We start from the raw sequence: 25,164 nt of genomic DNA, 5'->3' as shown, positions 1-25,164 counted from the left end.
ATCATGAATGAAGAGAAGAATATAGCTCATAATGTTGAGTACAAAAAATGGATTACTGATTTAAAATCCAAGTTAAAGCAAGCCCAGCTTAAAGCGGTTGTTACGGTTAACCAACAGCTATTAATGTTCTATTGGGATCTTGGAACAGATATTATCGAGAAACAGAAAATCACTGCTTGGGGTGAAGGCCTTCTTAAGCAATTAAGCCAAGATTTAAAGAGCGAATTTCCCGATATGAAAGGATTTTCAGAGCGAAATCTTAGGCTTATTCGCCAGTGGGTACAGTTCTGGATTGAGAGCTCTGCAAATTGGCAACAAGCTGTTGCCGAATTAACCCAAATCCCTTGGGGGCATAATCAAGTCATTATTAATAAATGCAAAAATGCTGAGGAAGGTCTTTATTACATTAGAAACACAATCGAATATGGCTGGAGTCGAAGTGTTTTAACGCATCAAATTGAAAGTAATCTCTGGCAACGTGAAGGTAAAGCACTATCAAATTTCACTAAAGCCCTCCCATCCCCTCAGTCTGATTTAGCGCATCAAACCTTGAAAGACCCTTACGTCTTTGATTTCTTACGTCTAACCAAAGGCTATGATGAAAGAGATCTAGAGCAAGGATTGATTGAGCACATAACCCAATTTCTTTTAGAGCTCGGCGCAGGTTTTGCCTACATTGGCAGGCAAGTACCTCTTCAGGTTGGTGAGCGTGAATTTTTTATCGACTTATTGTTCTATCATACCCGGCTTCACTGTTATCTAGTCGTCGAATTAAAAAATGTAGACTTTGAACCTGAGCATGTGGGTAAGTTAAATTTTTACATCAAAGCTGTGGATGCTCAATTACGACGGCAAGGTGATGAGCCTACGATTGGCCTCTTGCTCTGCAAAAGCCATGATAAATTGGTCGTAGAATATGCCCTTAGTGATGTTAACAAGCCCATAGGAGTATCTGAGTACCAGATTACTCAATCGTTGCCTGAAGAGCTTAAATCTAGCTTGCCTACTGTGGAAGAGATTGAGGCAGAGTTTAGAGGGACAAAAGACAATGACTGATAAAAGCTTTAGTAGAATAAAATTTACTAAGTACACAACTTTTAAAATAGGTGACTTCGCAGAAGTGAAAGGAGGAAAAAGGCTTCCAGTAGGGGAAAAATTTTCAGAGACTACAACGGACCATCCATATTTACGGATTGTAGATTTTAAAAGTAATGGGATTATAGATACTGCCTCATTGCAATTTATAGAAGAAAGCGTGTTTAACAAAATATCAAGGTATATAATTTCAGTTGATGATTTATATATTTCTATTGTGGGCACGATTGGGCTTGTTGGCTCTATTCCTCCCTCGCTCGATGGTGCAAATTTAACTGAAAATGCTGCAAAAATTTGTAATATTAATTCAAATATAATAAATAAAAAATATTTGGAGTATTATCTTCGATCGACTATCGGACAAGAGGAAATCCGTAAATTATCCGTGGGATCAACGCAAGCAAAATTAGCTTTATTTCGAATTTTACAAATTTCTGTTCCATGCCCATCCTTAGTAATACAAAACTCTATTGTGCAAGTACTAAACTCTCTTGAAGAGCGTATAAAAATTTTACATGAGATGAATAGTACGTTAGAGAATACTGCCCAAACTATTTTCAGATCATGGTTCATGGATTTCGACCCCGTACACGCAAAAGCAGAAGGCCGTGAACCTGAAGGAATGGATGCAGGAACAGCAGCACTTTTTCCTGATGGTTTTGAGGAGTCGGAGTTGGGATTAATTCCGAAGGGGTGGTCGATTGCAAAAATTGAGCAAGTGCTAGAATTAGCTTACGGTAAAGCATTAAAAGCAACAGACCGTATCTTTGGTTCAGTTCCAGTATATGGTTCTGGTGGAGTTACTGGATATCATAATGAAGCATTAATAAATGAACCATCAATTATTGTAGGCCGTAAAGGTACGGTAGGGAGCTTATATTGGGAGGATCAGCCTTTCTTTCCAATCGATACAGTATTTTATGTAAAAGCAAAAGTGCCCCTTACTTATTGCTATTACCTCCTTCAAACGCTGGGTTTAACTGAAATGAACACAGATGGAGCTGTTCCCGGGCTCAATAGAAATAATGTTTATCGATTAAAAATAGCTATGGGCTCAAATGAAATTATTCAAGCTTTTGATAATGCTGTAATGCCCCTTAGAAAAAAAATTTCCTATAATTTAGAACATATTAATATTCTCATTAAGCTACGAGATAATTTGTTGCCACGTTTAATCTCAGGGGAATTAACTCTGGCTGAAAGTGAAAAAGTACTAAGGGATTATGCATGACTAATATAGAAAAGGATTTTCTTGCGGATGCCTTATTGCGTCATAATTACTTACCTTTTCAAAAGAGACTAAAAGAGGAAATGCCCCCAATTTTCTCAACAGAAATGTTTAAAAAAAACATAGCCGATTTGCTCTCTTCAACTAGTAAAAGAGCGAAAGATTTTCCCGGCTATGATCAGGTTGAGTATCATCTAACACGATTTAATAATATTAATCGTATTTTATCCATACCACATCCTGTTTCTCATTCCAGACTTTGTATTTCTATTTGCGAGAATTGGGAAAGAATTGATTATATTTGCAACAACAAAAATAGCCAAATAAAGCCAATGTCCCATGAAGATGGACGTATCATAATAATGAATGGATATAATGATCCTTCTTTAAAATTTCGCAAAACCATCGATAATTCATTTGGAAAGTTTTATAGAGTGAACACTGATATATCTAATTTCTTTCATAGCATTTATTCACATGCAATACCATGGGCACTTGTGGGATTATCTGAAGCAAAAAAGATTACAAAGAATAGTTGGTACAATAATTTTGATTATGCAATTAGACAAACAAAGCGTAATGAAACCCAGGGCATAGCTATTGGTCCTGCAACTTCCAGTATTATTTCAGAAATTTTACTTGATAGTATAGACAAAGCACTGTGTGACGCTGGCTTTGATTTCATTCGGTATGTTGATGATTATACGTGTTATTGTGAAACCGAAGAAAAAGCTCAAGAATTTATTCGTACTTTATCTAAAGAGCTTGCTAGATATAAGTTAACCCTCAATATTAGGAAAACATTAATTACAAAGCTACCCATTCCTATTAATGATGATTGGACTACAGAATTACATACAAAGAACACTCATGCAGATTATATGAACTCCTATCAAGTCATTCACTTCTTGGATTTTGCAGTAAGATTGTCCAAGGCGCATCCGGAAAGTAGTGTATTAAAGTATGCAGTAGCCGTTATTAGTAAGAAAAAATTTAGCGAAATAGCTAGTAGGGATATGATGAACTACGTTTTGACTTTAGCTTTTCATCAACCAGCCTTATTGCCAGCTTTATATTCATTAATTGTTAGACATCAAAGTTCCTTTTTAGGTAACGATTTAATTATCAACAAGCTGATTCTTATCGTCGAAGAGAATGCAAAAAATCACCGATCAGATGGCATGTGTTGGGCAATATTTTATTTATGTTTGTTGAAGGCAGAGATACCACAAGAAACTTTGGACAAAGTGATAAAAACAAACGATGTTTTTTCTATACTGGCTTTATATTATGGCGGTAATCATAACGAAAGAATTGTAGAATATTGCAATTCATTAGATAAGCAAGATTTATATGAGTTGGATAGACATTGGATACTCCTTTATCAGCTATTTTTTGATGGTACTTTAGCTAACCCTTATAAAGATGGTGCATTTGAGCTTCTTAAAAAGCAAGAAATTAATTTCCTATTGCCTTTAAAAAATGTGCTTCCAAATAATGAATTGGAGCTCCTTGATGACTGAAGACAAACTCGAGCAAGAGATGCTAACCTGGCTAACCGAAATTGGTTATACCCATGTTTATGGTCCAACCATTGCCTGTGATGGCGAGGCTTCAGAACGTAGCAACTATCAAGACATTTTGCTAATAGAACGTTTGCAAAGGGCTATCAATCAACTAAACCCTGAAATTCCATCAATAGCTCGAGAAGATGCTTTACAGCAAGTACGTGATTTAAACACACCAATTCTGTTATCAGCGAATCGCCGCTTCCATCATTTTTTAGTAAATGGTGTTCCTGTAGAGTATCAGAAAGGTGGTGAAACTCGAGGGGATTTTGTTCGTTTAATTGACTTTGAAATACCATCGAATAACGAGTGGCTGGCAGTTAATCAGTTCTCTATCAAAGGTGAAAAAAACACTCGGCGTCCAGATATCGTTTTGTTCATTAACGGGTTGCCGTTGGTTTTAATTGAATTAAAAAATTCGGCTGATTTAAACGCTGACATAGGAAAGGCGTTTAATCAAATCCAAACTTACAAAGAACAAATTCCAGATATTTTTCAATACAACGAAATTTTAATCATTTCAGACGGGAGTGAAGCGCGTATGGGCTCACTTTCTGCCAATATGGAGCGCTTTATGTCATGGCGCACGATTGATGGAGTGACGCTTGATCCATTAGGCCAATTTGGCGAGCTTGAAACGTTGACCCGAGGCATACTTTCGCCAGTTTACTTTTTAGATTACATACGGTTCTTCATCTTGTTTGAAGATGATGGTGAGCTTGTCAAAAAAATTGCTGGATACCATCAATTCCATGCGGTACGAGCTGCTATCCAACAAGTAATCACTGCTTCGCGACCAGATGGCAATAAAAAAGGTGGCGTTGTTTGGCATACTCAAGGAAGCGGTAAAAGTATTACCATGACTTGCTTCGCAGCACGAGTGATGCGCGAAGTGGCGATGGAAAATCCTACTATTGTTGTTATTACTGATCGCAATGATTTAGATGGTCAGTTATTCGGCGTATTTTCTCTTGGTCAAGACTTGCTGCGTGAACAGCCTGTTCAAGCTGAATCACGGCAAGATTTGAGAGCAAAATTAAGCAATCGCCCATCGGGTGGAATTGTGTTTGCCACTATTCAAAAATTCATGCTGGGTGAAGATGAAGATGTTTTTCCTGTCTTATCGGATAGACGTAATATTGTTGTCATCGCTGATGAGGCACATCGGACTCAATATGGCTTTACAGCAGAGCTTAAAGGTAAATCTGGTCAAGAGAAGTATAATGTGGGATACGCCCAGCATTTACGCGATGCTTTGCCCAATGCCACCTTTGTTGCTTTTACCGGAACCCCTGTTTCAAGCGAAGATCGCGATACTCGCGCAGTGTTTGGCGATTACATCCATATCTATGACATGCAACAAGCTAAAGAGGATGGCGCAACGGTTGCCATTTTTTATGAATCACGGCTTGCCAAGTTATCTTTAAATTCAGATCAAATTCCAAGACTCGATGATGATATTGATGAGCTGGCAGAGGATGAAGAGGATAGCGAGCAAGCCAAACTGAAATCACGCTGGGCTGCTTTAGAAAAAGTAGTCGGTGCTGAGCCACGGATAAAACAAGTAGCTGCCGATTTAATTAATCACTTTGAAGAGAGGAATAAAGCACAAAATGGCAAAGCCATGATTGTGGGTATGAGCAGAGATATTTGTGTTCACCTCTATAATGAGATTATTGAGCTACGCCCAGAATGGCATAGCGGCGATCCAGCTAAAGGAGTAGTAAAAGTCGTTATGACAGGTACTCCTAGCGATAAAGCTTTATTGCGTCCTCATGTTTATTCTAAACAAGTACGCAAAGACCTAGAGAAACGCTTCAAGAAGCCAGATGATGAGTTACGTTTGGTCATTGTCCGCGATATGTGGCTAACTGGCTTTGATGTGCCTTGTGCTCATACCTTATACATTGATAAGCCAATGAAAGGCCACAACCTTATGCAAGCCATTGCCCGGGTGAATCGTGTGTTTGGAGACAAGCAAGGCGGTTTGGTAGTTGATTATATCGGCATTGCCAATGATCTGAAAAAAGCTCTGAAAGATTATACAGCGAGCAATGGTCACGGCAGACCAACTGTTGACGCTTATGAAGCCTATGCCTTATTAGAGGAAAAATTGGATGTACTGCGTTCAATACTATACGGATTTGATTACAGTAGTTTTCTAACCAGTGGTCATAGCCTCCTTGCAAAAGCTGCTAACCATGTGTTGGGTGTGGATGATGGTAAAAAACGCTTTGCCGATACAGCACTGGCTATGTCGAAAGCCTTTAGCCTCTGCTGCACCTTAGATGAAGCGCGAGCTGTTCGTGAAGAAGTAGCCTTTATGCAGGCGGTAAAAGTAATCCTGACTAAACGTGATTTTACAGCTAAAAAGCGTACCAATGAAGAACGAGAGTTAGCTATAAGGCAAATAATAAGTTCTGCAGTGGTCTCTGATGAGGTGGTAGACATCTTCGATGCTGTCGGTTTGGATAAGCCGAATATCGGTATTCTTGATGAAGAGTTTCTTGCGGAAGTGCGAGAATTACCCGAGAGAAACTTAGCAGTGGAATTGCTAGAGCGTTTGCTTGAAGGTGAAATTAGAACCCGTTTTTCAACGAACGTTATACAGGAGAAAAAATTCTCGGACCTGTTGGTTAATACCATAAGACGATATCAAAACCGTGCTATTGAAACAGCGCAGGTGATGGAAGAACTATGTGATATGGCCAAGAAGTTCAAAGAAGCAGTTAATCGTGGCGAAGAATTAGGTCTTAATGAGGATGAATTGGCTTTCTATGATGCATTGGCTAATAACGAAACATCTGTGAGAGAATTAGGCGATGAAACACTCAAGAAAATAGCACATGAACTTACTGAGAGTCTACGCAGAAATGTCAGTGTGGACTGGTCTGTACGGGAGAGCGTGAGAGCTAAATTGCGCTTGATGGTTAAACGTATTTTGCGTAAGTATAAATATCCCCCTGATAAACAGGAAGAAGCCGTTGAATTGGTTTTAAGGCAGGCTGAATCATTGAGTATGGCATGGAGCTAAAAGAAGATTTTATGACGGGTAGTTATTTAAAGACTGACGCCTTTTCTTATATGGGTTTACATAAAAAAGCTCACAGAGAAATAGACAGGTTAATTACGTCAGAAAATAGTATGGACATAATCTCTAGTGTGGATCATGCCCTTAATGCCGCATTTTCCATCTTTCATTTATTGGAGTGGAAAAAGCATTTAGACCAATCTGCTGATACACAGAGCAAAAAAACCAAAGCCAGGGACTTGTGCATCAATAGCAATAACAAGTCATTATTATTACTGCATGATGTGGTTACACGGAATAAGCACGTGACAGTTTCAGCTCCGATGCATCCTGGTGACATTGAGCCGAAGGTCGAAGAAGATTGTAACTTTATTTGTACGCAATCAGGCGATTATTTGGTAACAGAAGATAATCGGAGATTAGTTACAGAAGGCTCAAAAATAACCGTTTATTTTGGCGACGAAATAGCCACTAATGTTTTAAGTGAGGCATTGGGGTATTTTAATGCAGAAAATTAAAGAAGATAGACTCTTCTCAGCGTCAGATTTGGTTGTTTTTTTAAGCTGCCATCATGCAACATACCTTGATTTAAAATGGCTGGCTGGCGAAATTAAACCAGCAGAAGATAGTACCTCAAATAAGTTACTCCAGGACAAGGGGTATGAGCACGAAAAGAATTACCTTCAATCGCTGAAAGATAATGCTAAAGTCATCTTTGAAATCTCTAAAGATCAGCCTCCAGAAGTTCGCACATACCAAACTACTGATGCATTACAATCTGGGGCTGAGATTATTTATCAAGCAAGGCTTACTGATTATCCTTGGTATGGTGATGCCGATTTTCTAATTAAGACTAATGCTCCCTCCAAATTAGGCGCGTTTAGCTATGAAGTACTGGATACAAAATTAAGTCGATCACCTGAGCCAAAACACATCATGCAGTTATGTGTCTACAGCGATCTCCTTGAGAAAGCACAGGGAATACGACCCAAACTGATGCATTTAGTTTTAGGCGATGGTTCGCATGTTGAATTTAAAGTGGATGATTTTTTTCATTATTACCAAAAGGCAAAACAACGATTTCAAGCCTATGCAAATAATCCGCCCGCCTGCTCTTATCCAGAACCTTGCGCACATTGCCTCTTATGCCACTGGCGTGATCGCTGCACAGAGCAATGGCAACATGATGATCATTTAAATTTGATTGCCAATATCCAGCGGCCTCAAATTGATAAGCTATTAAAAGCCAGTATTAATACCGTAGCTGATTTAGCAGCTTTGTCAGTTGACAGTAAGATTGAAGAATTAAATCAAGATGTACTCTTAAGGCTTCGTTCTCAGGCTATGTTGCAAACATATAAGCGCAATACGAATCAAAACAAGTTTGAAATTCTTGAGTCTATGGTTAGTAAAGGATTCGAGCGCTTACCACTTCCAGGTAAGGGCGATCTATTTTTTGATATGGAAGGCGATCCTCTATATCAAGGTGGGCTTGAATACCTGTTTGGAATATATTATCTGAATGAGGGAAAAGAAACCTTTCTTCCATTTTGGGCACATAACCATAAAGAAGAGCGATTGGCTTTTGAACAATTCATGGCATTTCTTGAGCAACACCTCACTCAATATTCAGATGGCCACATTTACCATTACAATCATTATGAAACCACTGCTTTAAAGCGATTGGCTTGCCAATATGGGGTTTATACTGAGCAGGTAGACAACCTTATTGCGTCAGAAAAAATTCGTCGATTTATACAAGGTTGTGCGCGAAAGTATCCGTACCTCTGAACCTGGTTACTCCATCAAAAACCTTGAAACTTTTTATATGGAAAAAAGAGACAATGCCGTTGCCACTGCTATGGATAGTATTGTGGTTTATAACCAATGGCGTGAGTCGGGTGATGATGCGCTTCTTCAAGAAATAGCTGATTACAATGAGATAGATTGCATCTCAACAGCACGCTTACGTGATTGGCTTATCACATTAAGACCGGAAGGGGTTGAATGGTTTAAGTGTCAGGAGCAAGAAGATACGGGAACGCCATCAGCACGTAAAGATTGGGAAATTGAATATGAAAAATATCATGCTCTTTTGAATGTGGACACAGATGATGGTAATACCCCTTTACGACAGAGGATATTGGATTTATTAGAGTTTCATAACCGTGAAGCTAAACCACAATATTGGGCTATGTTTGAACGTCAGGATAAATTTGAAGATGAGTTAATTGATGATACGGATTGTATTGGTGGATTGATTCGGTTTGGAGAGCCTGAGGAAGAAAAAAGTTCATTTGTTTATAGCTATCACTTTCCTGCCCAGGAATACAAAGTGAAAGTAGGAGATGGGGTAATTGACACCTCAACTTTGGATTCGGTTGGAACAGTCTTTGCCATTGATGAAGATGAAGGAGTCGTTAAGCTTAAGAGAGGCAAAAAACAGGCACCACCGCCAGATCGATTTTCAATTGGTCCTGGTAGGCCTCTTGATGCTACAAGTATGAGAGCTGCCATTTACAATGTTGCAGATAACATTATTGAAGGAAATACTCATTCCTATCAGGCCATCAAAGAAATCTTAAATAAATCATTGCCTCGCATTAGAGGAAAAACTGCTGGTTCATCTTTAATTACCTCAACAGACCTTCAGAAAGAAACGCTTGAGATAATAAATAATTTGGATAACAGTTATCTTTTCATACAAGGCCCGCCTGGAGCTGGAAAAACTTATACCAGCAGTCACATTATTGTTGAGCTTATGCGTCGAGGCAAAAAGATAGGCGTTGCTGCAAATGCTCATAAAGCCATTCATAACTTGTTAGATAAAATTGAAGCGGTTGCCAAAGAGCAAGGCTTTCAATTTGCAGGGGCAAAAAAGGCAAGCAAGGGAAGCGTTGAATCTTACTATGAGGGGCGATGTATAAAAAGCATCGAGAAAACAGAAGCACTCACTTTGAATGAAAATCTAGTTGCAGGTACAGCATGGTTTTTTTCAAATGACTATTTGAAAGAGCAACTAGATTACCTCTTTATCGATGAAGCAGGTCAGGTTGCCGTAGCTAATGTTGTTGCGATGGGAATAGCTGCCAAGAATATTATATTGATCGGTGATCAAATGCAGCTTGGACAGCCTATACAAGGCACTCATCCAGGTGAAGCAGGCCTTTCGATTCTCGATTTTCTTCTAGGCGATCATGCGACTATTCCGCCTGAGCAAGGTGTATTTTTAGATAATACCCGAAGAATGCGCCCAAGCGTTTGCCAGTTCATTTCCAACGCTTTCTATGAAGGTAGACTTAACGCGCACGAATCAACATCTAATCGATCTTTACTATTTAATGGAATTGCCTTGCCTGAGGAAGGAATTCATGTGATTGATGCTAACCATGAAGGATGCTCTCAAAAAAGTATTGAAGAGGGAGTAATCATTAAGCATCTTTATAAGGAGCTACTTAAACAGCAGTTTAAAGAAGATGGTAAAGAGCCACGAACAATAACTTTCAAAGACATTCTTGTTGTGACTCCCTATAACGTGCAGGTCAATTATCTACGCTCTATTTTGCCAGAAGGCGCACAAGTAGGTACGGTGGATAAGTTTCAAGGACAAGAAGCGCCTATTGTCCTTGTTTCCATGGTCACCTCAAGTGTGGAGGATTTACCGCGCAATATTGAGTTTCTCTATAGTAAAAATCGGTTGAATGTAGCCATCTCGCGCGCTCAGTGCTTATCAGTAATTGTAGTGAATCCAAATTTAATGGAAGTGCCCTGCAAGACAGTGCAGCAAATGAAGTTGGTGAATACCTTTTGTTGGCTTACCGGAATAAGTAGCAATTGATTTGGCTATACCTGTGGCTATACCCGAAGTAAAAAATCAAACTAAAAATTCAAATTAAAAATTGTAACCTATTGATAAATATGGCGTCCCAGGGCGGATTCGAACCGCCGACCTGCCCCTTAGGAGGGGGCTGCGCTATCCAGCTGTGCCACCGGGACTTACGTAGGCAAGTCTAGCGTTTGCGTTGGAAAATAACAAATTCTTTTTCAGGTCTAGGTTTGTAATCACACGAGTATAATGAAAATTGAACATGGGATTGGGCTTTGGAAAAGAATTTGATAACTTATTGTAATAAAGCTGATTTTTAGTAACATAGTTTAGGTAAATCAAACAGGGATGTGAATGAAAAAATCTATTGGATTTATTTTGGCAAGCTTTGTTTGCTGTAATATGCAAGCCAATGCTTATGCATTACAAACGACTCTTTATGGTGGTATTAGCAGTACCGATCTCGACATGGGGCTTTTGCATATTTCGAGTGAAGAAACTGATACGTTGCATAATAGAAATGATAGTCAGGGAACAATCGGGGTAGGGCTTGGGTGGCAATATGATTTTAATCAGGGAAATGGATTTGGGTTGATTAATAATGTTATTGTCGGGCTTAACTATTTTCATTTCAAAGCAGAACCTCACGGTATTGTTTGGCTTTATGGACTACCTCAATTTGCCAGCTTTGATTATCACCTGTCACTAAGAACCAACCGCTGGTTGTTAAATGGACAGGCAGAGTTATTTTCTTTCTGGCAGACAATTCATCCTTATGTGGAAGCCGGTATTGGCGTTAGCAATATTCGCAGTCAATACTGGGAGCTACCTAGGGAATCCGGTGTAGCAGAAGGGAATTTAATTTTCTCAACACGTACTAATCATCAACTTGTCTATTCTTTGGGTGCGGGTATTAAAAAGCAGCTCTCACCTAACTGGATATTATCACTGGCGTATAATTTTACTGATTTTGGCACTATCCACGCTGGTCCTTATGATGCTGATGTAGTCATTCAACAGCCCCTAGATGTTGATGTCAAATTACATACAGCGTTACTTGGCCTTAGTTATCAATGGGTGTAACAGGAAGCAATAGCATGAACGTTTTTATCTCGATTTGTAGTTTAATTCTTAGTTTGCTTTCTATAAGCACCTCAGCGATAGCAGCGCCCTTGTTTATAGCGACCTATCCCCAAAAATACATAGTCAGTTATGGGGCTAACCATCAAACTCTGCAGTTGCAATATACTATCGTCAGTAATTTGGCGAATAGGTCACAAGACTTAAGCAAATTTGGATTTGCTTCAGCTAAACCTGATGCACGGATTCTTCTTAAGAGTATAACCAATACCTGCAGAGGGATTTTACCCCCACAAGGCCCTAGAGGTGTGTGTACGGTGAATGTTAATCTTCAGGTTACCGGTATACAATACCCAAGCCATACTGCCTTACCTAATGCGGCCTATCATTTACTATTCACGTATGGTAGTGGACGAGGGACGACGATGAGTAGTGTCCCCATTATGTTTAATTTCGCTACTGGTGCAACTATTCCTACTGCAGCCAGGACATTTATTTTTAAAAATAATTGTAATTACAATGTTTGGTTAGGAATTTCAGGTGGGGCTACCAACAGTATCAAACCGGCTATTGCTGGCGATGCTCAGAGCTGTAAGGATACTGTCCATTCTTCAGATTGTTACCCTGGTTCAGTTTGTATCCCGGTGAGCGCAGGAGTTAAGCATTGTTTTTGGAAAAATCCAACGCCTACCGGCGGGAATTACAATTTAACGCAAGGGGGCGGCAGTGCTACGGTGACGTTCCCTGTTTATAACAATGGTATCGACGCACAATGGAGTGGAGGAGTCGCTGGTCGCACCAATTGCACAAGCACATCTTGCGATACAGGGGATTGCAATGGTGGTGCAACCAGTGGTCATAATGGGGCGTGCAAAACCGGGACAGGATTTAATGCACCTGTATCAACCGCTGAATTCACGTTATTAGGCACATTGCCACTCGTTTATAACAATACGGCGCGAGGTAATACAGATAAAGATACCTATGATGTGACCATAATTAATGGTATCTCTACCGCTATTAGCATGGCCCCTAGTAATGGCACTTGGGGGGGAAGTCAATCACCTTATAGCTGCGGTGTTCCAGGAGCTACAACTAATGTTCAATCATCGGCTGCCTGTGATTGGAGTAGCTTTAATCCACCAAACCTCAAAGCATATCGTTGGGTAAAATACACTAACACTGCCGTACAAGATCAATGTTTAAATACTAATTGCGCCCAAGGAGAATGCGGGGCTGCTTTTAATCCAGGCAATGGTGGAGTAGTTCTCAAAAATGTTTGTGGGACACCGTTGGGCTATTGGACTGCGGATGCATTTTGCGCTAAAGATTCCACGTTCCAGGATAGTCGAATAAATATTAACTGCAGTGCGCATCTTGCTTCGCCTGATAGCCAGTATACACAGGCCGAGTTGTATGGTTGCTCTAAAGGTATCTTTAAGAACTCTTGTTATACAGCAGGTGCTGTGTCAGGTTCTTGTTGTGGTTGTGTGAATTGGAATACATTGGGTATTAATGTCCCTGCACCTCCTATTACCCAATCTTGCGGTGGAGTAAAAACAGACAGTTGGGTCAATGTTTCACAGCCTAAACTGGAATGGCTAAAAGAAGCTTGTTCGAATGCCTATGTTTATCCTTACGATGATGCAAGTAGTACGTTTACCTGTCAGAAATTGAATAGTCAAAACATTAATCAAGTAAATTATTTGATTAGTTTCTGCCCTCAGACGTAGGCGGTTCTTTTTTTAGCTTTTTATGCAATGTCGGGATTCTACTTAATGCGTATTGAGCTGCTTTTGTTAAAACCTGGACTCGGCTGCCATTAAAGTATTTGGTTTCAGTATAAACTATAAGTTTTTTGTGCAGCTTAAATCCAAAGCCATAACAAACAGTCCCCTCAGGAATACCATCCATGGGCTCTGGCCCAGCAATGCCAGTGGTAGCGACTACGACATTGGCTAGACTGTTTCGTAAAGCGCCTTCTACCATTTCGTAGGCTACTTCTTCACTGGTTAAAGTATATTTATCAATGGTTTTTTGTTTGACATCCAAAATTCTTTTCTTTGCATCCACAGAATAAACGACATAGCCTGCGTCAAGACATTCGCCACTTCCTGAGATTTTAGCGAGTAAATGAATAATTCTTCCTGCAGTACATGATTCAGCAGTTGTTAATATTAATTCTTGCTCTTTTAAATAGGCTAGTACGTCCTTTACCTTATACATTTTTACGTCCTGTCGTTGGTAATAATGATTAGAAAAATTGAAGATAGAGTAAAGTAATTGCTGATGTTGTCATGAGCAGCAAGGTAGTGATGCCAAAAATATTAGACCATTTACTATTGGTAAATTTGCCCATAATTTTTTTATTATTGGATATAAACAATATGAAAATAATGAGTATTGGAGCACTTATTCCATACAAGATAGCAGTATATAAAAGTGCTTCCAGGGGATTTAGGCCTATAAAATTGATAGCCAATCCAATAATTAAAGAAATGATAATTACCCCATAAAAGCATTTGGCTTTAAAAAATTGTTTATCAAGGTCACCTTTCCAATTAAATGTTGTGGATAGAATATAGGAAACACAGCCTGTTAAAACGGGGATAGCTAAAAAGCCAGTACCAATGACTCCCAGTGCGAATAGTAAATAAGAGAATTCACCAACCAGGGGTTTCAAGGCACTCGCGGCTTGTTCTACTGTCTCAATTTGGTGGATGCCTTGAGGAAATAAAATAGTTCCAGTTGTCAGGATAATAAAATACATAACCAGGTTAGAACTGAACATACCAAAAACAACATCCTTATTCATATTTTTGATGTCGTGCCTACTCACAAACACATATTTGCCTTGATGATTTTCTGCTTCCATGGTCGCTTGCCAAAAGAAAAGATAAGGGGAAATAGTGGTACCCAGAATGGCTACTAAGATTTGGAGGAATTGTTTATTAAATTGGACGGTTGGAATAAACGTGTGTTTTAAAACCTCAAACCAATTGGGTGTCGAGATAAAAGGAATGATTAAATAAAGGAACAGTGATAGACAAAGATACTTTAAAGTCGCAACAATCTTACCATAGGATAAAAAAATGATAGCCAGCATTAATACAATCGTGAAAAAAATTGAAAATACATAGGAAGGAATAACAGGAACTACTAGATTTGCAACTGCCCCCATACCTGCAATATCAGCCCCTATATTTAACAGGATAGCTGGAACAGTTATTAAGAGTACGAATATCACTAAAGGTTGCGGGTAATATTTTTTTATATTGGCGGTTAATCCTGCTGACGTTACCATGCCTATTCGAGCACACATTTCCTGGATTGATACCATCAACGGAAAGGTAATTAGGGCAGTCCACAGCGTTGCCAGCCCAAATTGTGCACCTGCTTGTGAGTAAGTGGCAATTCCTGATGGATCATCATCACTCGCCCCTGTGATAAGACCTGGCCCCAGTTTTTTAAAGAAGTTAATAAACCGGGAGCTGTGTTGTTTTTTTGATTTCATATCAGTAGGGGCCATTAGATAATTTATTATGCTTTTTTAACCAATATAGCAGGAGCTTATCTTTATCTAAAGTATTGATATACCTCCGATTTTTTGTTGCCCACTGGTGGAGTTTTCCGTGTCGCCAGTCGTGAAGTATTTGAGGATGAATATAATTTCGTTGGCAGATAGCTGGTGTGTGCCCCAACAACTGAGCGACTTCTTTAAGCGCCTCATTGAGTAATTTTGCTGTCGGCTTTTTCTCGGTCTTTGTGAGCTTTACTAAACCATAAAGTATTTCTCGACAAGCAATCCAGGTACGAAAATCCTTGGCTGTAAAAGGTTTTTTGGTTAATGCATACAAGTATCCATTGATCTCCTGTGAAGTTACTACTTTAATATTCTTATTTTCATCGATATATTTAAATATTTCATAACCAGGAATTTCTTCACATTTTTTAAGCACTTTAACAATTTTTCTGTCCTTTAAATCGATATGCCAATGCGTGGCATTTTTTCCTTCGAAGTCTAAAGAAACTTGATCCTCTGTAATGGAGAGGTGTTTTTTGCGCAAAGTTGTTAAACCATAAGATTGATTTTCTTTCGCATAAACGGTATTTCCTATGCGCATACAAGATTTATCAAGCAGATAAATAATGGCACAAATAATTTGAGTTTTATCCAAACTTGGAGGTTTATTAAGTACTTGATTGACATGTTTGCGAATGGCAGGAAGGGCTTTTCCAAAGTTTGTCATCATATGGAATTTTTGCTGTTGGCGAATCTCTTGCCATAGAGAATGGTAGCGATATTGTTTTCTATTTCTATCATCCCTTGCCGTTGCCTGAATATGACCATTGGGAAAAGGACAAATCCAAACGTCATGGTAGGCTGGGGGAATTGCCAATTCTTGAATACGTTTTAATTCTTTCAAGTCAGTAACGCGTGTACCATCCGGATAGTAATAACTAAAATTTTTTCCAGAACGCTTACGGGAAATACCAGAAAGTGAATCATTTACATAACGTAAAGAAGCATTTTTGGCAATTTTTTCACATTCTTCTACTGAATATAATGAAATTTCCATGAGCTTATAACTTTGTAATAGTGAGGTTGCAACGCCTAAAAATAATAAAATGTAAATAAAATTAAAAGGATAAAACCAATAACAGCAATAGAGCCGTGCCCCATAGCTAACAATTTAGGAACTTTTTTACCGGTAATATCTCGATAAAAGATAAAGATCCCACCTAAAGCAGCTAAAAGAAAGATAATAAGGCTTGCTGTGGGCGGCTGATAGAGTAATGAATAAATAATTACTAAAAGAAGACCACAACTAGCCATTGCTCCATGAATAATGGCAACTCCCTTAGGAGTATTCTGCTCGGCTAGTACATAACTTAAGAGATATATTCCCAGTATAGCTGCCAAGCTAAAAAAAATAATGGCCAAAATTAGTATCATACAATTCTCCGTTATTCCTTTTTCCCCTTAGGATATTCCTTTCTTTCTAAATTATATGTCGCCGGTCCCTCAAGTACTTCTCCTTCAGGTGTAAAGCGACTGCCATGACATGGGCAATCCCATGTTTGTTCAGCGTTATTCCAATTCACTATACATTTCATATGCGTGCAGACTGCAGAAACCATGTGTAACTGGTTTGAACTATCTCGACAAACCGCCCATTTTTCGCGATTAATTTCTACTATCTTGCCTTCACCGCTTTGAATGTTTTCCAGATTATCGCCATTTCCTAAAGGTAGATCTTTAGCATACTGTGCGAATACATTTAAATTTTCTTTAGTTAGAAAACCTAGTGATGAAAGGGGAGTGAAACGATTAGAGAAATAGGTCTCACTAAAAGGATCAGTCTTATGCAAGATTAAATTGGCAACGAGTAAACCTGCCATGGTGCCATAAGTTAACCCATCCGCGAAATAGCCTGTCGCCATGTAAATATTTTTAGTGGTTCGATTTGCAAGGCCAATATAGGGTATTTTATCCGCGGACTGAAAATGTTGCGCAGACCAACAATAGGCGATTTCTGATATTGAAAAATGTTCTTTAAGAGAACTTTCCAAGTCAGCAAAATGCAAGCTCATGTTTTGTCCTTGTCCTGTTTTATGATGGCTTCCGGAAATTAGAAGTATTTCAGGTTCTGATTTGGTTAAGGAATGTGTACTGAAAATACGTGTAGGTGTACTAAGTTCCCATAGATGTCCTTCAGGATAATTATTACCTTCCAAATAAGCCCCAACGACATAACTGCGATAGGGGGCGGTAAACATTTGCGTTAAATTAATATCGAGTGGGGTATGAGTTGCCATAAAAACGCTGTTTGCATGAATTTCTGCTTTCTCTGTGAATAACGTACAGTACTCAGTTTCTTTAATTGCAGTCACTCGAGTGTTCTCAAAAATGAGACAGCCTTTTTCGGCTAAGAGAGCCGCCATTGACCGAACATACTGGAGTGGATTAAATCGTGCTTGAGCTGGCATGACCGCCGCTTTTGTAAATTTTAAATCGAAGGGTAAACTGGTGGCATAATCTATATCCATTCCAATTTGCTTTAAGGTTTCTACTTCTTTTTGAAGTTTCTGCTCGTCATCTTTTGATGTGGTATAAGCATACCAAGGTCTGCGATGAAATTGACAATCAATGCTATGGCTTGTTACATTTTTTTCAATTAAATCAATTGCTAATTGACGAGATTGAGCAATTTGTTTAGCGGTGGCCAGATCAAAACTAGAAACAATCGATTGATAATAAGGTTGGACAGGAACGTAAAGATTACCTGTCGAATGACTGGTAGTGATGCCACCAATTTTATGTGCCTCTAAAATTATCACCTTCTTACCAGCATTTAATAAGGCTGCTGCTGCGGAAATACCAGTGATTCCACCCCCAATAATGGCGACATCAACCTCAATATTCTCAGAAAGATCGGGGTAATCAATTGGAGGAGAACTGGTTATTTCCCATAAAGAGATTCCTTTCATTACATATCCCTAAATGTATCACGCATTTGTAAGTTACTTACGTAACCTACAAATTGGGCGTCATCTAGACGCCACCACGTGTTAACATTAAAATGATTACTATTATTAATAGCAATCCTACAATTCCACTAGGATAGTAGCCCCATCCGCTGCTATACGGCCAGGCGGGTAAGACAGCCAATAAGATAATAATTAATAATATTAAGCCAAGTGTACTCATGATAATTCCTTTTTCGCTGAGGTTAGATTTCAGTGACTCCTTCATGATAATAGCGAGCTTCTTCCTCCTTAATTATGGCACAACTGGTTTAGAAATGATCAATTGAGTTTTCTTAATAAAACTTAATTTCCTGTTACTAATGAGAAATAAAGCTCAAGGGCAGTGAAATAAGGTTTCAGATAAATGGGGCCAATAAAAACAGTAAATTGACAAGCTAAAACACGAGGAATAGCTAGTTTCTCTTAATTATTTTTTTTACTTCATTCCAATGGTAAGTATTAATGACATTCCTTTTTTCAAGCCAGCCTCTTCTGGCTTGAAAAATGCCAAATTGCATATAAGCAAATTCGCGGACACTGTGGGAGTCACTTGAGATAGCAATTTTAACATCCATTTCTTTAGCTAGTTTGCAATAAATATCATTAATATCAAGACGATAAGGTTGAGCATTTAATTCGATGATGCAATTTCTATCAGAAGCTTCCTTAAATATTCGTTCTATATCAATAGGATAAGGAGGTCTTGACTTGATTAAACGCCCTGTGGCATGTCCAAGAATGTTAAAATAGGGATTATCCATGGCTCTTAGAATGCGTTCTGTTTGTTTGTTCTGGGGCATTTTAAACCTGTCCTTTACATCATCGGATAAGTCAAGGGAACCATCTTCTAAAATATTCACCTATAGATTTTAGAATTACAAAATTCTTTATGCTGGAATTTAACTTATCAATGGCTTTTATCTGTTTGAATAGACGTTTTTCATCAAGGCCATTGGTTATTGCTAAACGTTTAGAATGATCAGTAATTGCAAGATATTCATAACCTCGCTCAATGGCTGCATGGACCATGGTTTCCAAAGTCTCTTTTCCATCTGTCTCATTTGTATGAGAGTGTAAATCTCCTTTGATATCGCCTAAGCTAATCAAACGGGGTAACCTGTTATCACAAAGCGACCAGGAATAAATTAACTTTGATACCTGACCAAACATTCACGCTGACTTGATTAGGCGTTTGTAAAAGTATATCGACGACTTCTCTAAACTGGGTGAATTTGTTAATGACAACAGAAGGCTCGTCCGTCGCAGCCAGTATATCAATTTGCTCTAAATTTCCTTTTTCCGGCGAAAATCGCCATGCATTCAACCTGGATAATTTCATGAATTTCTTGCATATTTTTTATTAGAATTTTCACTATCGGGTAGGCATGATATAACCGAATAAATTTTCTTGATTTTGGATGTTTAATTTCATTTTTAAGATGCTCTTCGAACTTAAGGGTAATCCATTTTAAATGACGAAGATTTTGATTATTAATAGCGTCTAATAAAGATTTTTTTGTTCGTATATTTAGGTCATTTAACACGGCAATTCGTTTCTTACCTAAGCCATGGATATGTTTTAATTCACTCTCCAATTTATTGCTTTGATATTTTATTTTGGGGATTTCATTCGTTTTTAAAATATGAAGGATGGTAAAGGCGATACCTTTACGAATCCAGGGAAGTTTGGTCAGGTCAAAATCAGTTTCAAGGAGAGTTACGAGCCCTTTATCTAATTTTAAAAGAATACGGGCTGCTCTTCGATATGCTCTTGCTCGATAAGGATTATCGCCACTCGCTTCAAAGTGAAACGATCCGAAGTAATCAAAACTTATATAATCTTGAATAAAAAAGGTGTCGGGTCAGTGACCCCCAACACCTATTCTAGATTGCTCTGAAGTTTGGTTTTATCCCAGAGGACGGGATAGTATAATCAAATTAAGCAAGTTCTCTTTGGATAAGTTGTGCTTGTTTGAGATGTTGTACAACATGAGCACGAGTAAGTTCTAACTGTCTTCTTAGCAGAGGACTAGTTGCTTCGTTAGCTAGCTTGTGATCGATTAAGTGTAATGCAGCGCTATGATCTTTTACCATTGCACCGATATAAGCTCTGTCAAACGCCATACCATTTAGGCGGTTAAGAGTAGCTAACTCTTGTCTGCCTTTCTGTTTGAGCATCATCGCAACATTCCCATTGACTGGAGCAATGCCGAGTCTGTGGCTTACATTTTGAACTTCCTGTAGATTTTGGCTATGTGCTTTGTTCATCCAGGCTGCGTAATTTTTTACTGCTGGATTAGTGGCTTTTCTTTGAGCTTCTGTTGCGGCTGCAATTTCATTTTGGTTAAGAACAATTAAACCACCTAAAATCTTGGCATCTACTTTTGCTTGCGCAGGAGTTATAACTACGTTGGCAGGTTGAGCATAAACATCGTTAGAGTTGGAATTTAAAGAGCATCCTGATGCTAAAAGAACCGCACTGCAGGTTAATGAAACTAAAAATTTTGCTTTCATGAAATGTCCTTATTTGGTTATCCTCGGGCAGCATTAGAATACAATAGAAGTCCATAAAAGAATACAGTGCAATAGTATTCTTTTTAAAATTCAGTTGCTTAAGTGTTACATTGAACCGTTCTTCAATAGGAGCTTTGATTTAGTTCAAGACAGGAGTATGAATTTCTGGTTCCTGTTGTCTATTTTCAATAAAAAAGTCCTCTGGCGAAAGTACCATGCGGGGTATTCCACCCGCTTGGGCTAGATATACAAGCAAGCTCTTGTGTTCTGTTAATCGAGTTGCAAAAAACCTCAGGTTCTGTGTTGATATTCCCCGACTTGCTTTATATAAAAGAGAGCGTGCTACCTCTCCCGACTTTAGATATTTAAAGACGGCTGTAGGATTTAAAGAGTAACCTTCATCATGCAAAGCTGCCGGAGTTAATTTCATATTAGCGGCTATCACAAACAAACCAACAAACACAGTATTTCTAATTAATAAATCAAGGTACGGATTGGCATCATCACCTGATACCCTATCATCATATCTAAAACAGGGTTAACCAAATAATTTTGGGGTAATAGCGAAGTAATTGTTCCTTCAAGGATGTGCTCACCCATTAAATGCATCATTCTTGTGGTATCCGCGGGTACGACCACTCCACTTGCTTCTGCGTGAGAATCGTAGGTTTGAGGCTCCTGATTAATCACCAGATGAGGGATTGCGGCAAGTAGTGCAGTTAGGCGAATACTTCCTCTACCTTGCAAAACTACAACAACGTTATAGACTTAATCCAATCGCATTGCGAAAACACTGCCACCAAAACCTGAACCAACGATGAGAATCACACTGTTTAGAACTGAACATCACATAGTTATTGAATTTGTTTATCTATTTAGTATGTATAAGAATTAAAAAGTGCAAGAAATAAGTATAAAAAAGGTTTGTACCTTAATTAATTTTTATGTGTGGTATCAAATGCCTCCAAACCTGGATTCGAAATTTTCTTTTTCTTAACAATAACTACGCTTATTTCGATTGTTTCAGATTTTTGACATTGTTATCATAAATTGTGGTTAGAAAATCTTGCACGGCTAACAATATAATCGAGGAAGTCAAATAAAAGTATGGTGAGCCAGCTTAGCAAAGACTAAGACGCCTAAAGTACTTTTGGTGGCCTCCACTTGAGCAGCGAACCGTTGCAAGAGTCTAACCCCTTACTACTCTCTGAATTATACTACTCATCCCTAAATTTGCTGTATATCCTTGTAGACAGTAACCGCTTCCCTCTGCCATAGTTAATGAACAAAAATATTGACCAGAGTGCATTATGTCACGCTTAAAAAAAATTTTAATGATTGTTGGGGACTTCAACGAAGATCTTGAAGTGTATTTTCCATATCAAGCAATGATTATGAATGATTATCACGTCGATACAGTCTCTCCCGATAAAAAGAAGGGTGATTTTATTCAGACAGCTGTACATGATTTGGATAGACCAGAATTACAGTCCTACACGGAGAAATTGGGGCATCTATTCCCTATCACTGCCGATTTTTCAAAACTAAATTTAAACGATTATTGTGCTTTAATTGTTCCAGGGGGGAGGGCTGCGGAATATCAACGACTTAACAAAGATATTTTAGCAATGGTCAAGCATTTTCATGATGCCAATAAGCCCATTGCTTGTACTTGTCATGGCATACAAATTCTTGCTGAAGCTGGCATACTTAAAAATAAAAAATGCACGACAGTTGGTTTTTGTGAACCGGATGTTAGAAACGCAGGGGGGCATTTTGTTGATTCAGGCCTGGATGGTGTTGTTGTTGATGGCAAATTAATTACCGGGGCTACCTGGTTTGGAAATGCACCTTGGATAAAAGAATTTCTGCGTGTTTTAAAACAAGAAAATTAGGGCGTCAATCTCAAAAAATTATCTCGTACTAAATATTCTCTGGGTGCCTGGTAGAAGCTGAGGCACGTAAAGAATAGCTGATTAATAGGGTAGGTTAGTTCAGATGATCTAATCTACTGCCTAGGTGAGCATAGAATCACCAAAGAAATTTTCCTACGTGCCTCGGCTTGTCCGAGGCATCCATTTACATCTCGATATAATTAGGCCCACCACTTCCTTCGGGGGCTTGCCAAACGATATTTTGACGTGGATCTTTGATGTCACAAGTTTTACAGTGAATGCAGTTTTGCGCATTAATTTGTAGCTTCGGTCCTGTTTCATCTTGAACAATTTCATAAACAGCAGCAGGGCAGTAGCGTGTTTCAGGTGACGCATAGAGCTTATAGTTAACATCAATCGCAAGTTTGGCATTGCGTAATTTTAAATGACTAGGCTGATTTTCCTCATGATAAGTATTTGACAAATAGACGGAAGATAACCGGTCAAATGTTAAAACCCCATCTGGTTTTGGATAGTCAATTTTTTTAGCTTTCTCTGCAGGAAGTAAGGTTGTATGATCAGCATGATGTTTCAGTGTCCATGGCGATCTGCCACGAGTTATATAAGTTTCAAACGCTGCATTCGCTAAACCTATCCAAAGACCATAACGAAAACCAGGCCGAATATTTCGGACTTGGTATAACTCTTTTTCAAGCCAGGATTGTTTTATTTTTTCGGGGTAGGATTTGATTTCAATTTGAACGTCGTCTTTTTCCCTGGTTAAGACTTCAAAACAGGCTTCTGCTGCAACCATGCCTGACTTCATTGCAGTATGAATGCCTTTAATTTTGGGGACATTTAAAAACCCTGCAGCATCACCAATGAGAGCTCCACCTGGAAACGTAAGCTTAGGCATTGCTTGCCATCCGCCTTCGTTGAGTGCTCGGGCACCATAACTAATACGTTCGCCTTTTTCAAGCAGCTCTCGCATCATTGGGTGCGTTTTAAAGCGTTGTAGTTCACCAAAAGGATTAAGCCAAGGATTTGTGTAATCAAGACCTATCACAAAACCAAGAGCCACGCGATTTTTAGATAAATGATAAATAAAGGAACCACCATAGGTGGCATTATCTAAAGGCCATCCGACAGTATGAATAACTTTCCCAAGTTGATGTTTTTCTGGAGAAATTTGCCAGACCTCTTTAATTCCAATTCCATAAGTCTGAGGTTGAACCTCATCACGTAGATGAAAACGTCGCATTAAATTTTGACTAAGTTGCCCCCGGCATCCTTCAGCGAAAAGAGTCTGTTTTGCATACAAATGCATTCCTGGTTGATAATTGCTTGTTTTATCGCCTGCTTTGTCAACGCCTACGTCACCTGTAGCAACCCCTATAACTTGACCATGGGTGTTGTAAAGAATTTCGGCTGCAGCAAAGCCTGGATAAATTTCACATCCTAAGTTTTCGACTTGAGTCGCTAGAAATTGGCAAAGCTCACCTAGGCTAATGATATAATTCCCATGATTTTGCATAGGCTTAGGCGTCGGGAGACGAAAGGATCGCTGACTAGTCAGAAAATAAAAGTCATCTTGTGCTACAGGTGTATCCAGGGGTGCTTCTTGCCAAGTGTCAGGTAAAAGCTCTTTTAAGCTTCTTGGTTCTAATACTGCGCCGGAAAGAATATGGGCTCCAACCTGAGCTCCTTTTTCAAGAATGCACACAGTAATTTCCCTATTTTCTTTTGCGGCAAGTTGCTTAAGTTTTATTGCAGCCGACAAACCAGCAGGGCCTGCACCAACAATGACTACATCATATTCCATTGTTTCGTGTTGCACACCGAACTCCTTTACAGTCAAAAAGGGAAAATGATCGCTTTAATTGCGCATAAGATCAAGTTGACTTTGATAGACTTCGCAGGTTTTATAGAGAATATGATATTTATTTTTCTTCTTGTATAATGTTGATTCTATTTGTTTTTGAATTATTGCAAATGCCTCTGCGAAAAATCCTCACCGCTGTTTTTTATCGTAAGCCTAATGGCTTGGAACCAGTTCGTACCTGGCTAAAGTTACTCGCCAAGACGGATAAAAAAATTATAGGCAGGGATATTAATGAAGTTGAATGCAATTGGCCTGTAGGAATGCCCAAGGTAAAATATTTGGAGAAAAGACTTTGGGAAGTACGTTCAGATATTACTGGAAATCGATCGGTAAGAACTCTCTTTACTATCAATAATAAAAGGATGTATTTGGTTCATAGCTTTTTTAAAAACAGCACCAAAACCCCTGGACGTGAGCTAGAAATAGCTAATGAACGTAAGAATGAAATTTTAAAGAAAGGGGGCCATAGCATGCATGAGAGTAGTAGTTTTTTCAAATAAAATCCACATTGACTTAAATTTGTTCGAAAATTAAA

The 25,164-nt window shown here is 38.8% G+C and carries 25 protein-coding genes and 1 tRNA gene; 11 read left to right on the top strand and 15 right to left on the bottom strand.

Features of this window, described 5'->3' with window-relative positions:
- The first annotated feature begins 3 nt into the window (after window positions 1-3).
- From LHA_RS09375 to LHA_RS17525, 7 genes are read left to right on the top strand one after another with little or no spacing between them, the layout of a single operon-like run.
- Window positions 4-1,056, top strand: coding sequence for a PDDEXK nuclease domain-containing protein (locus LHA_RS09375; protein WP_045106307.1), 1,053 nt, complete (start codon window positions 4-6; stop codon window positions 1,054-1,056).
- A complete protein-coding gene (locus tag LHA_RS16790) occupies window positions 1,049-2,326 on the top strand; it encodes a restriction endonuclease subunit S (RefSeq protein ID WP_052673665.1) in 1,278 nt (425 codons plus the stop codon). Before LHA_RS09375 ends, LHA_RS16790 begins: the two co-directional genes overlap by 8 nt.
- Window positions 2,323-3,846, top strand: a complete 1,524-nt coding sequence (gene drt4, locus LHA_RS09365; protein ID WP_045106306.1) for an antiviral reverse transcriptase Drt4 — start codon at window positions 2,323-2,325, stop codon at window positions 3,844-3,846. Before LHA_RS16790 ends, drt4 begins: the two co-directional genes overlap by 4 nt.
- Window positions 3,839-6,925, top strand: coding sequence for a type I restriction endonuclease subunit R (locus LHA_RS09360; RefSeq protein WP_045106305.1), 3,087 nt, complete (start codon window positions 3,839-3,841; stop codon window positions 6,923-6,925). The genes drt4 and LHA_RS09360 overlap by 8 nt, the downstream gene beginning before the upstream one ends.
- Entirely contained in the window at window positions 6,916-7,440 is a 525-nt protein-coding gene (locus tag LHA_RS09355) for a hypothetical protein (protein WP_045106304.1), read from the top strand. The genes LHA_RS09360 and LHA_RS09355 overlap by 10 nt, the downstream gene beginning before the upstream one ends.
- Complete coding sequence (locus LHA_RS17150; RefSeq protein ID WP_197541140.1) at window positions 7,427-8,713, top strand: TM0106 family RecB-like putative nuclease; 1,287 nt, start codon at window positions 7,427-7,429, stop codon at window positions 8,711-8,713. Before LHA_RS09355 ends, LHA_RS17150 begins: the two co-directional genes overlap by 14 nt.
- On the top strand, window positions 8,688-10,760 hold the full coding sequence (locus LHA_RS17525) for a DEAD/DEAH box helicase (RefSeq protein ID WP_269447697.1): 2,073 nt from the start codon (window positions 8,688-8,690) through the stop codon (window positions 10,758-10,760). The genes LHA_RS17150 and LHA_RS17525 overlap by 26 nt, the downstream gene beginning before the upstream one ends.
- An 81-nt stretch (window positions 10,761-10,841) precedes the next feature.
- On the opposite strand, the gene LHA_RS09345 is transcribed toward LHA_RS17525, so the two are convergent.
- A tRNA-Arg gene (locus LHA_RS09345) sits at window positions 10,842-10,918 on the bottom strand.
- A 184-nt stretch (window positions 10,919-11,102) separates the two neighbouring features.
- Here LHA_RS09345 and LHA_RS09340 point away from each other — a divergent pair.
- Together LHA_RS09340 and LHA_RS09335 are read left to right on the top strand one after the other, a co-directional pair.
- On the top strand, window positions 11,103-11,831 hold the full coding sequence (locus LHA_RS09340; RefSeq protein ID WP_045106303.1) for an outer membrane protein: 729 nt from the start codon (window positions 11,103-11,105) through the stop codon (window positions 11,829-11,831).
- Window positions 11,832-11,845: 14 nt separating this feature from the next.
- Entirely contained in the window at window positions 11,846-13,561 is a 1,716-nt protein-coding gene (locus LHA_RS09335) for a thaumatin family protein (RefSeq protein WP_045106302.1), read from the top strand.
- Here the strand turns inward: LHA_RS09335 and LHA_RS09330 are convergent.
- From LHA_RS09330 to LHA_RS09280, 13 genes are all read right to left on the bottom strand, one after another.
- A complete protein-coding gene (locus LHA_RS09330; RefSeq protein WP_045106301.1) occupies window positions 13,539-14,054 on the bottom strand; it encodes a CinA family protein in 516 nt (171 codons plus the stop codon). The genes LHA_RS09335 and LHA_RS09330 overlap by 23 nt on opposite strands.
- A gap of 28 nt (window positions 14,055-14,082) precedes the next feature.
- Window positions 14,083-15,342: an NRAMP family divalent metal transporter gene (locus LHA_RS09325; RefSeq protein ID WP_045106300.1), complete on the bottom strand. Its 1,260-nt coding sequence runs from the start codon at window positions 15,340-15,342 to the stop codon at window positions 14,083-14,085.
- Window position 15,343: 1 nt separating this feature from the next.
- A complete protein-coding gene (locus tag LHA_RS09320) occupies window positions 15,344-16,408 on the bottom strand; it encodes a DNA topoisomerase IB (RefSeq protein ID WP_082060325.1) in 1,065 nt (354 codons plus the stop codon).
- A gap of 35 nt (window positions 16,409-16,443) precedes the next feature.
- Entirely contained in the window at window positions 16,444-16,785 is a 342-nt protein-coding gene (locus LHA_RS09315) for a hypothetical protein (protein ID WP_197541138.1), read from the bottom strand.
- A gap of 11 nt (window positions 16,786-16,796) precedes the next feature.
- Window positions 16,797-18,320 (bottom strand): FAD-dependent oxidoreductase, encoded by a 1,524-nt coding sequence (locus LHA_RS09310; protein WP_045106299.1) that lies wholly within the window; start codon window positions 18,318-18,320, stop codon window positions 16,797-16,799.
- A 64-nt stretch (window positions 18,321-18,384) separates the two neighbouring features.
- Window positions 18,385-18,540 (bottom strand): DUF3309 family protein, encoded by a 156-nt coding sequence (locus tag LHA_RS09305; protein WP_082060400.1) that lies wholly within the window; start codon window positions 18,538-18,540, stop codon window positions 18,385-18,387.
- 232 nt (window positions 18,541-18,772) lie between these two features.
- Window positions 18,773-19,159 (bottom strand): PHP domain-containing protein, encoded by a 387-nt coding sequence (locus tag LHA_RS16085; RefSeq protein ID WP_052673664.1) that lies wholly within the window; start codon window positions 19,157-19,159, stop codon window positions 18,773-18,775.
- Between the two features lie 31 nt (window positions 19,160-19,190).
- Entirely contained in the window at window positions 19,191-19,466 is a 276-nt protein-coding gene (locus LHA_RS17520; protein WP_256597150.1) for a PHP domain-containing protein, read from the bottom strand.
- A 16-nt stretch (window positions 19,467-19,482) separates the two neighbouring features.
- The gene (locus tag LHA_RS16955) at window positions 19,483-19,698 is read right to left on the bottom strand and encodes a hypothetical protein (protein WP_147292338.1); all 216 of its coding nucleotides are present in this window, start codon (window positions 19,696-19,698) and stop codon (window positions 19,483-19,485) included.
- Window positions 19,634-20,194, bottom strand: a complete 561-nt coding sequence (locus tag LHA_RS17670) for a nucleotidyltransferase family protein (RefSeq protein ID WP_370447946.1) — start codon at window positions 20,192-20,194, stop codon at window positions 19,634-19,636. Before LHA_RS17670 ends, LHA_RS16955 begins: the two co-directional genes overlap by 65 nt.
- A gap of 103 nt (window positions 20,195-20,297) precedes the next feature.
- Window positions 20,298-20,873 carry a DUF4142 domain-containing protein gene (locus LHA_RS09290; protein ID WP_045106296.1) on the bottom strand — a complete coding sequence of 192 codons (576 nt, stop codon included), beginning with the start codon at window positions 20,871-20,873 and terminating at the stop codon, window positions 20,298-20,300.
- A 139-nt stretch (window positions 20,874-21,012) separates the two neighbouring features.
- On the bottom strand, window positions 21,013-21,336 hold the full coding sequence (locus LHA_RS09285) for a hypothetical protein (protein ID WP_045106295.1): 324 nt from the start codon (window positions 21,334-21,336) through the stop codon (window positions 21,013-21,015).
- Between the two features lie 11 nt (window positions 21,337-21,347).
- The gene (locus LHA_RS09280; protein WP_045106294.1) at window positions 21,348-21,620 is read right to left on the bottom strand and encodes a hypothetical protein; all 273 of its coding nucleotides are present in this window, start codon (window positions 21,618-21,620) and stop codon (window positions 21,348-21,350) included.
- 563 nt (window positions 21,621-22,183) lie between these two features.
- On the opposite strand from LHA_RS09280, the gene LHA_RS09275 reads away from it, so the two are divergent.
- The gene (locus LHA_RS09275) at window positions 22,184-22,768 is read left to right on the top strand and encodes a DJ-1/PfpI family protein (RefSeq protein ID WP_045106293.1); all 585 of its coding nucleotides are present in this window, start codon (window positions 22,184-22,186) and stop codon (window positions 22,766-22,768) included.
- A 184-nt stretch (window positions 22,769-22,952) separates the two neighbouring features.
- Here LHA_RS09275 and LHA_RS09270 read toward each other — a convergent pair whose 3' ends face one another.
- Window positions 22,953-24,584 carry an electron transfer flavoprotein-ubiquinone oxidoreductase gene (locus LHA_RS09270; protein ID WP_045106292.1) on the bottom strand — a complete coding sequence of 544 codons (1,632 nt, stop codon included), beginning with the start codon at window positions 24,582-24,584 and terminating at the stop codon, window positions 22,953-22,955.
- A 122-nt stretch (window positions 24,585-24,706) separates the two neighbouring features.
- Between LHA_RS09270 and LHA_RS09265 the strand changes: the two genes are divergently transcribed.
- The gene (locus LHA_RS09265) at window positions 24,707-25,129 is read left to right on the top strand and encodes a type II toxin-antitoxin system RelE/ParE family toxin (protein WP_052673662.1); all 423 of its coding nucleotides are present in this window, start codon (window positions 24,707-24,709) and stop codon (window positions 25,127-25,129) included.
- The last annotated feature ends 35 nt before the right edge of the window (window positions 25,130-25,164 follow it).

Origin of the sequence: Legionella hackeliae, from assembly GCF_000953655.1 — a bacterium.
GTDB lineage: Bacteria > Pseudomonadota > Gammaproteobacteria > Legionellales > Legionellaceae > Tatlockia > Tatlockia hackeliae.
Note: the sequence above shows the minus strand (reverse complement) of the source record. Positions and strands in the feature narration are given on the sequence as shown.

Bases quoted from the DNA above. Each gene is read 5' to 3' on its own strand.
- LHA_RS09375 (WP_045106307.1), top strand. From the start codon at position 4: ATGAATGAAGAGAAGAATATAGCTCATAATGTTGAGTACAAAAAATGG.
- LHA_RS09330 (WP_045106301.1), bottom strand. From the start codon at position 14,054: ATGTATAAGGTAAAGGACGTACTAGCCTATTTAAAAGAGCAAGAATTA.
- LHA_RS09320 (WP_082060325.1), bottom strand. From the start codon at position 16,408: ATGGAAATTTCATTATATTCAGTAGAAGAATGTGAAAAAATTGCCAAA.
- LHA_RS09290 (WP_045106296.1), bottom strand. From the start codon at position 20,873: ATGAAAGCAAAATTTTTAGTTTCATTAACCTGCAGTGCGGTTCTTTTA.
- LHA_RS09275 (WP_045106293.1), top strand. From the start codon at position 22,184: ATGTCACGCTTAAAAAAAATTTTAATGATTGTTGGGGACTTCAACGAA.
- LHA_RS09325 (WP_045106300.1), bottom strand. From the start codon at position 15,342: ATGAAATCAAAAAAACAACACAGCTCCCGGTTTATTAACTTCTTTAAA.
- LHA_RS09265 (WP_052673662.1), top strand. From the start codon at position 24,707: ATGTTGATTCTATTTGTTTTTGAATTATTGCAAATGCCTCTGCGAAAA.
- LHA_RS09355 (WP_045106304.1), top strand. From the start codon at position 6,916: ATGGAGCTAAAAGAAGATTTTATGACGGGTAGTTATTTAAAGACTGAC.
- LHA_RS16085 (WP_052673664.1), bottom strand. From the start codon at position 19,159: ATGCCCCAGAACAAACAAACAGAACGCATTCTAAGAGCCATGGATAAT.
- drt4 (WP_045106306.1), top strand. From the start codon at position 2,323: ATGACTAATATAGAAAAGGATTTTCTTGCGGATGCCTTATTGCGTCAT.
- LHA_RS16955 (WP_147292338.1), bottom strand. From the start codon at position 19,698: ATGAAATTATCCAGGTTGAATGCATGGCGATTTTCGCCGGAAAAAGGA.
- LHA_RS09340 (WP_045106303.1), top strand. From the start codon at position 11,103: ATGAAAAAATCTATTGGATTTATTTTGGCAAGCTTTGTTTGCTGTAAT.
- LHA_RS16790 (WP_052673665.1), top strand. From the start codon at position 1,049: ATGACTGATAAAAGCTTTAGTAGAATAAAATTTACTAAGTACACAACT.
- LHA_RS09310 (WP_045106299.1), bottom strand. From the start codon at position 18,320: ATGAAAGGAATCTCTTTATGGGAAATAACCAGTTCTCCTCCAATTGAT.
- LHA_RS09360 (WP_045106305.1), top strand. From the start codon at position 3,839: ATGACTGAAGACAAACTCGAGCAAGAGATGCTAACCTGGCTAACCGAA.
- LHA_RS09335 (WP_045106302.1), top strand. From the start codon at position 11,846: ATGAACGTTTTTATCTCGATTTGTAGTTTAATTCTTAGTTTGCTTTCT.
- LHA_RS09305 (WP_082060400.1), bottom strand. From the start codon at position 18,540: ATGAGTACACTTGGCTTAATATTATTAATTATTATCTTATTGGCTGTC.
- LHA_RS09315 (WP_197541138.1), bottom strand. From the start codon at position 16,785: ATGATACTAATTTTGGCCATTATTTTTTTTAGCTTGGCAGCTATACTG.
- LHA_RS17150 (WP_197541140.1), top strand. From the start codon at position 7,427: ATGCAGAAAATTAAAGAAGATAGACTCTTCTCAGCGTCAGATTTGGTT.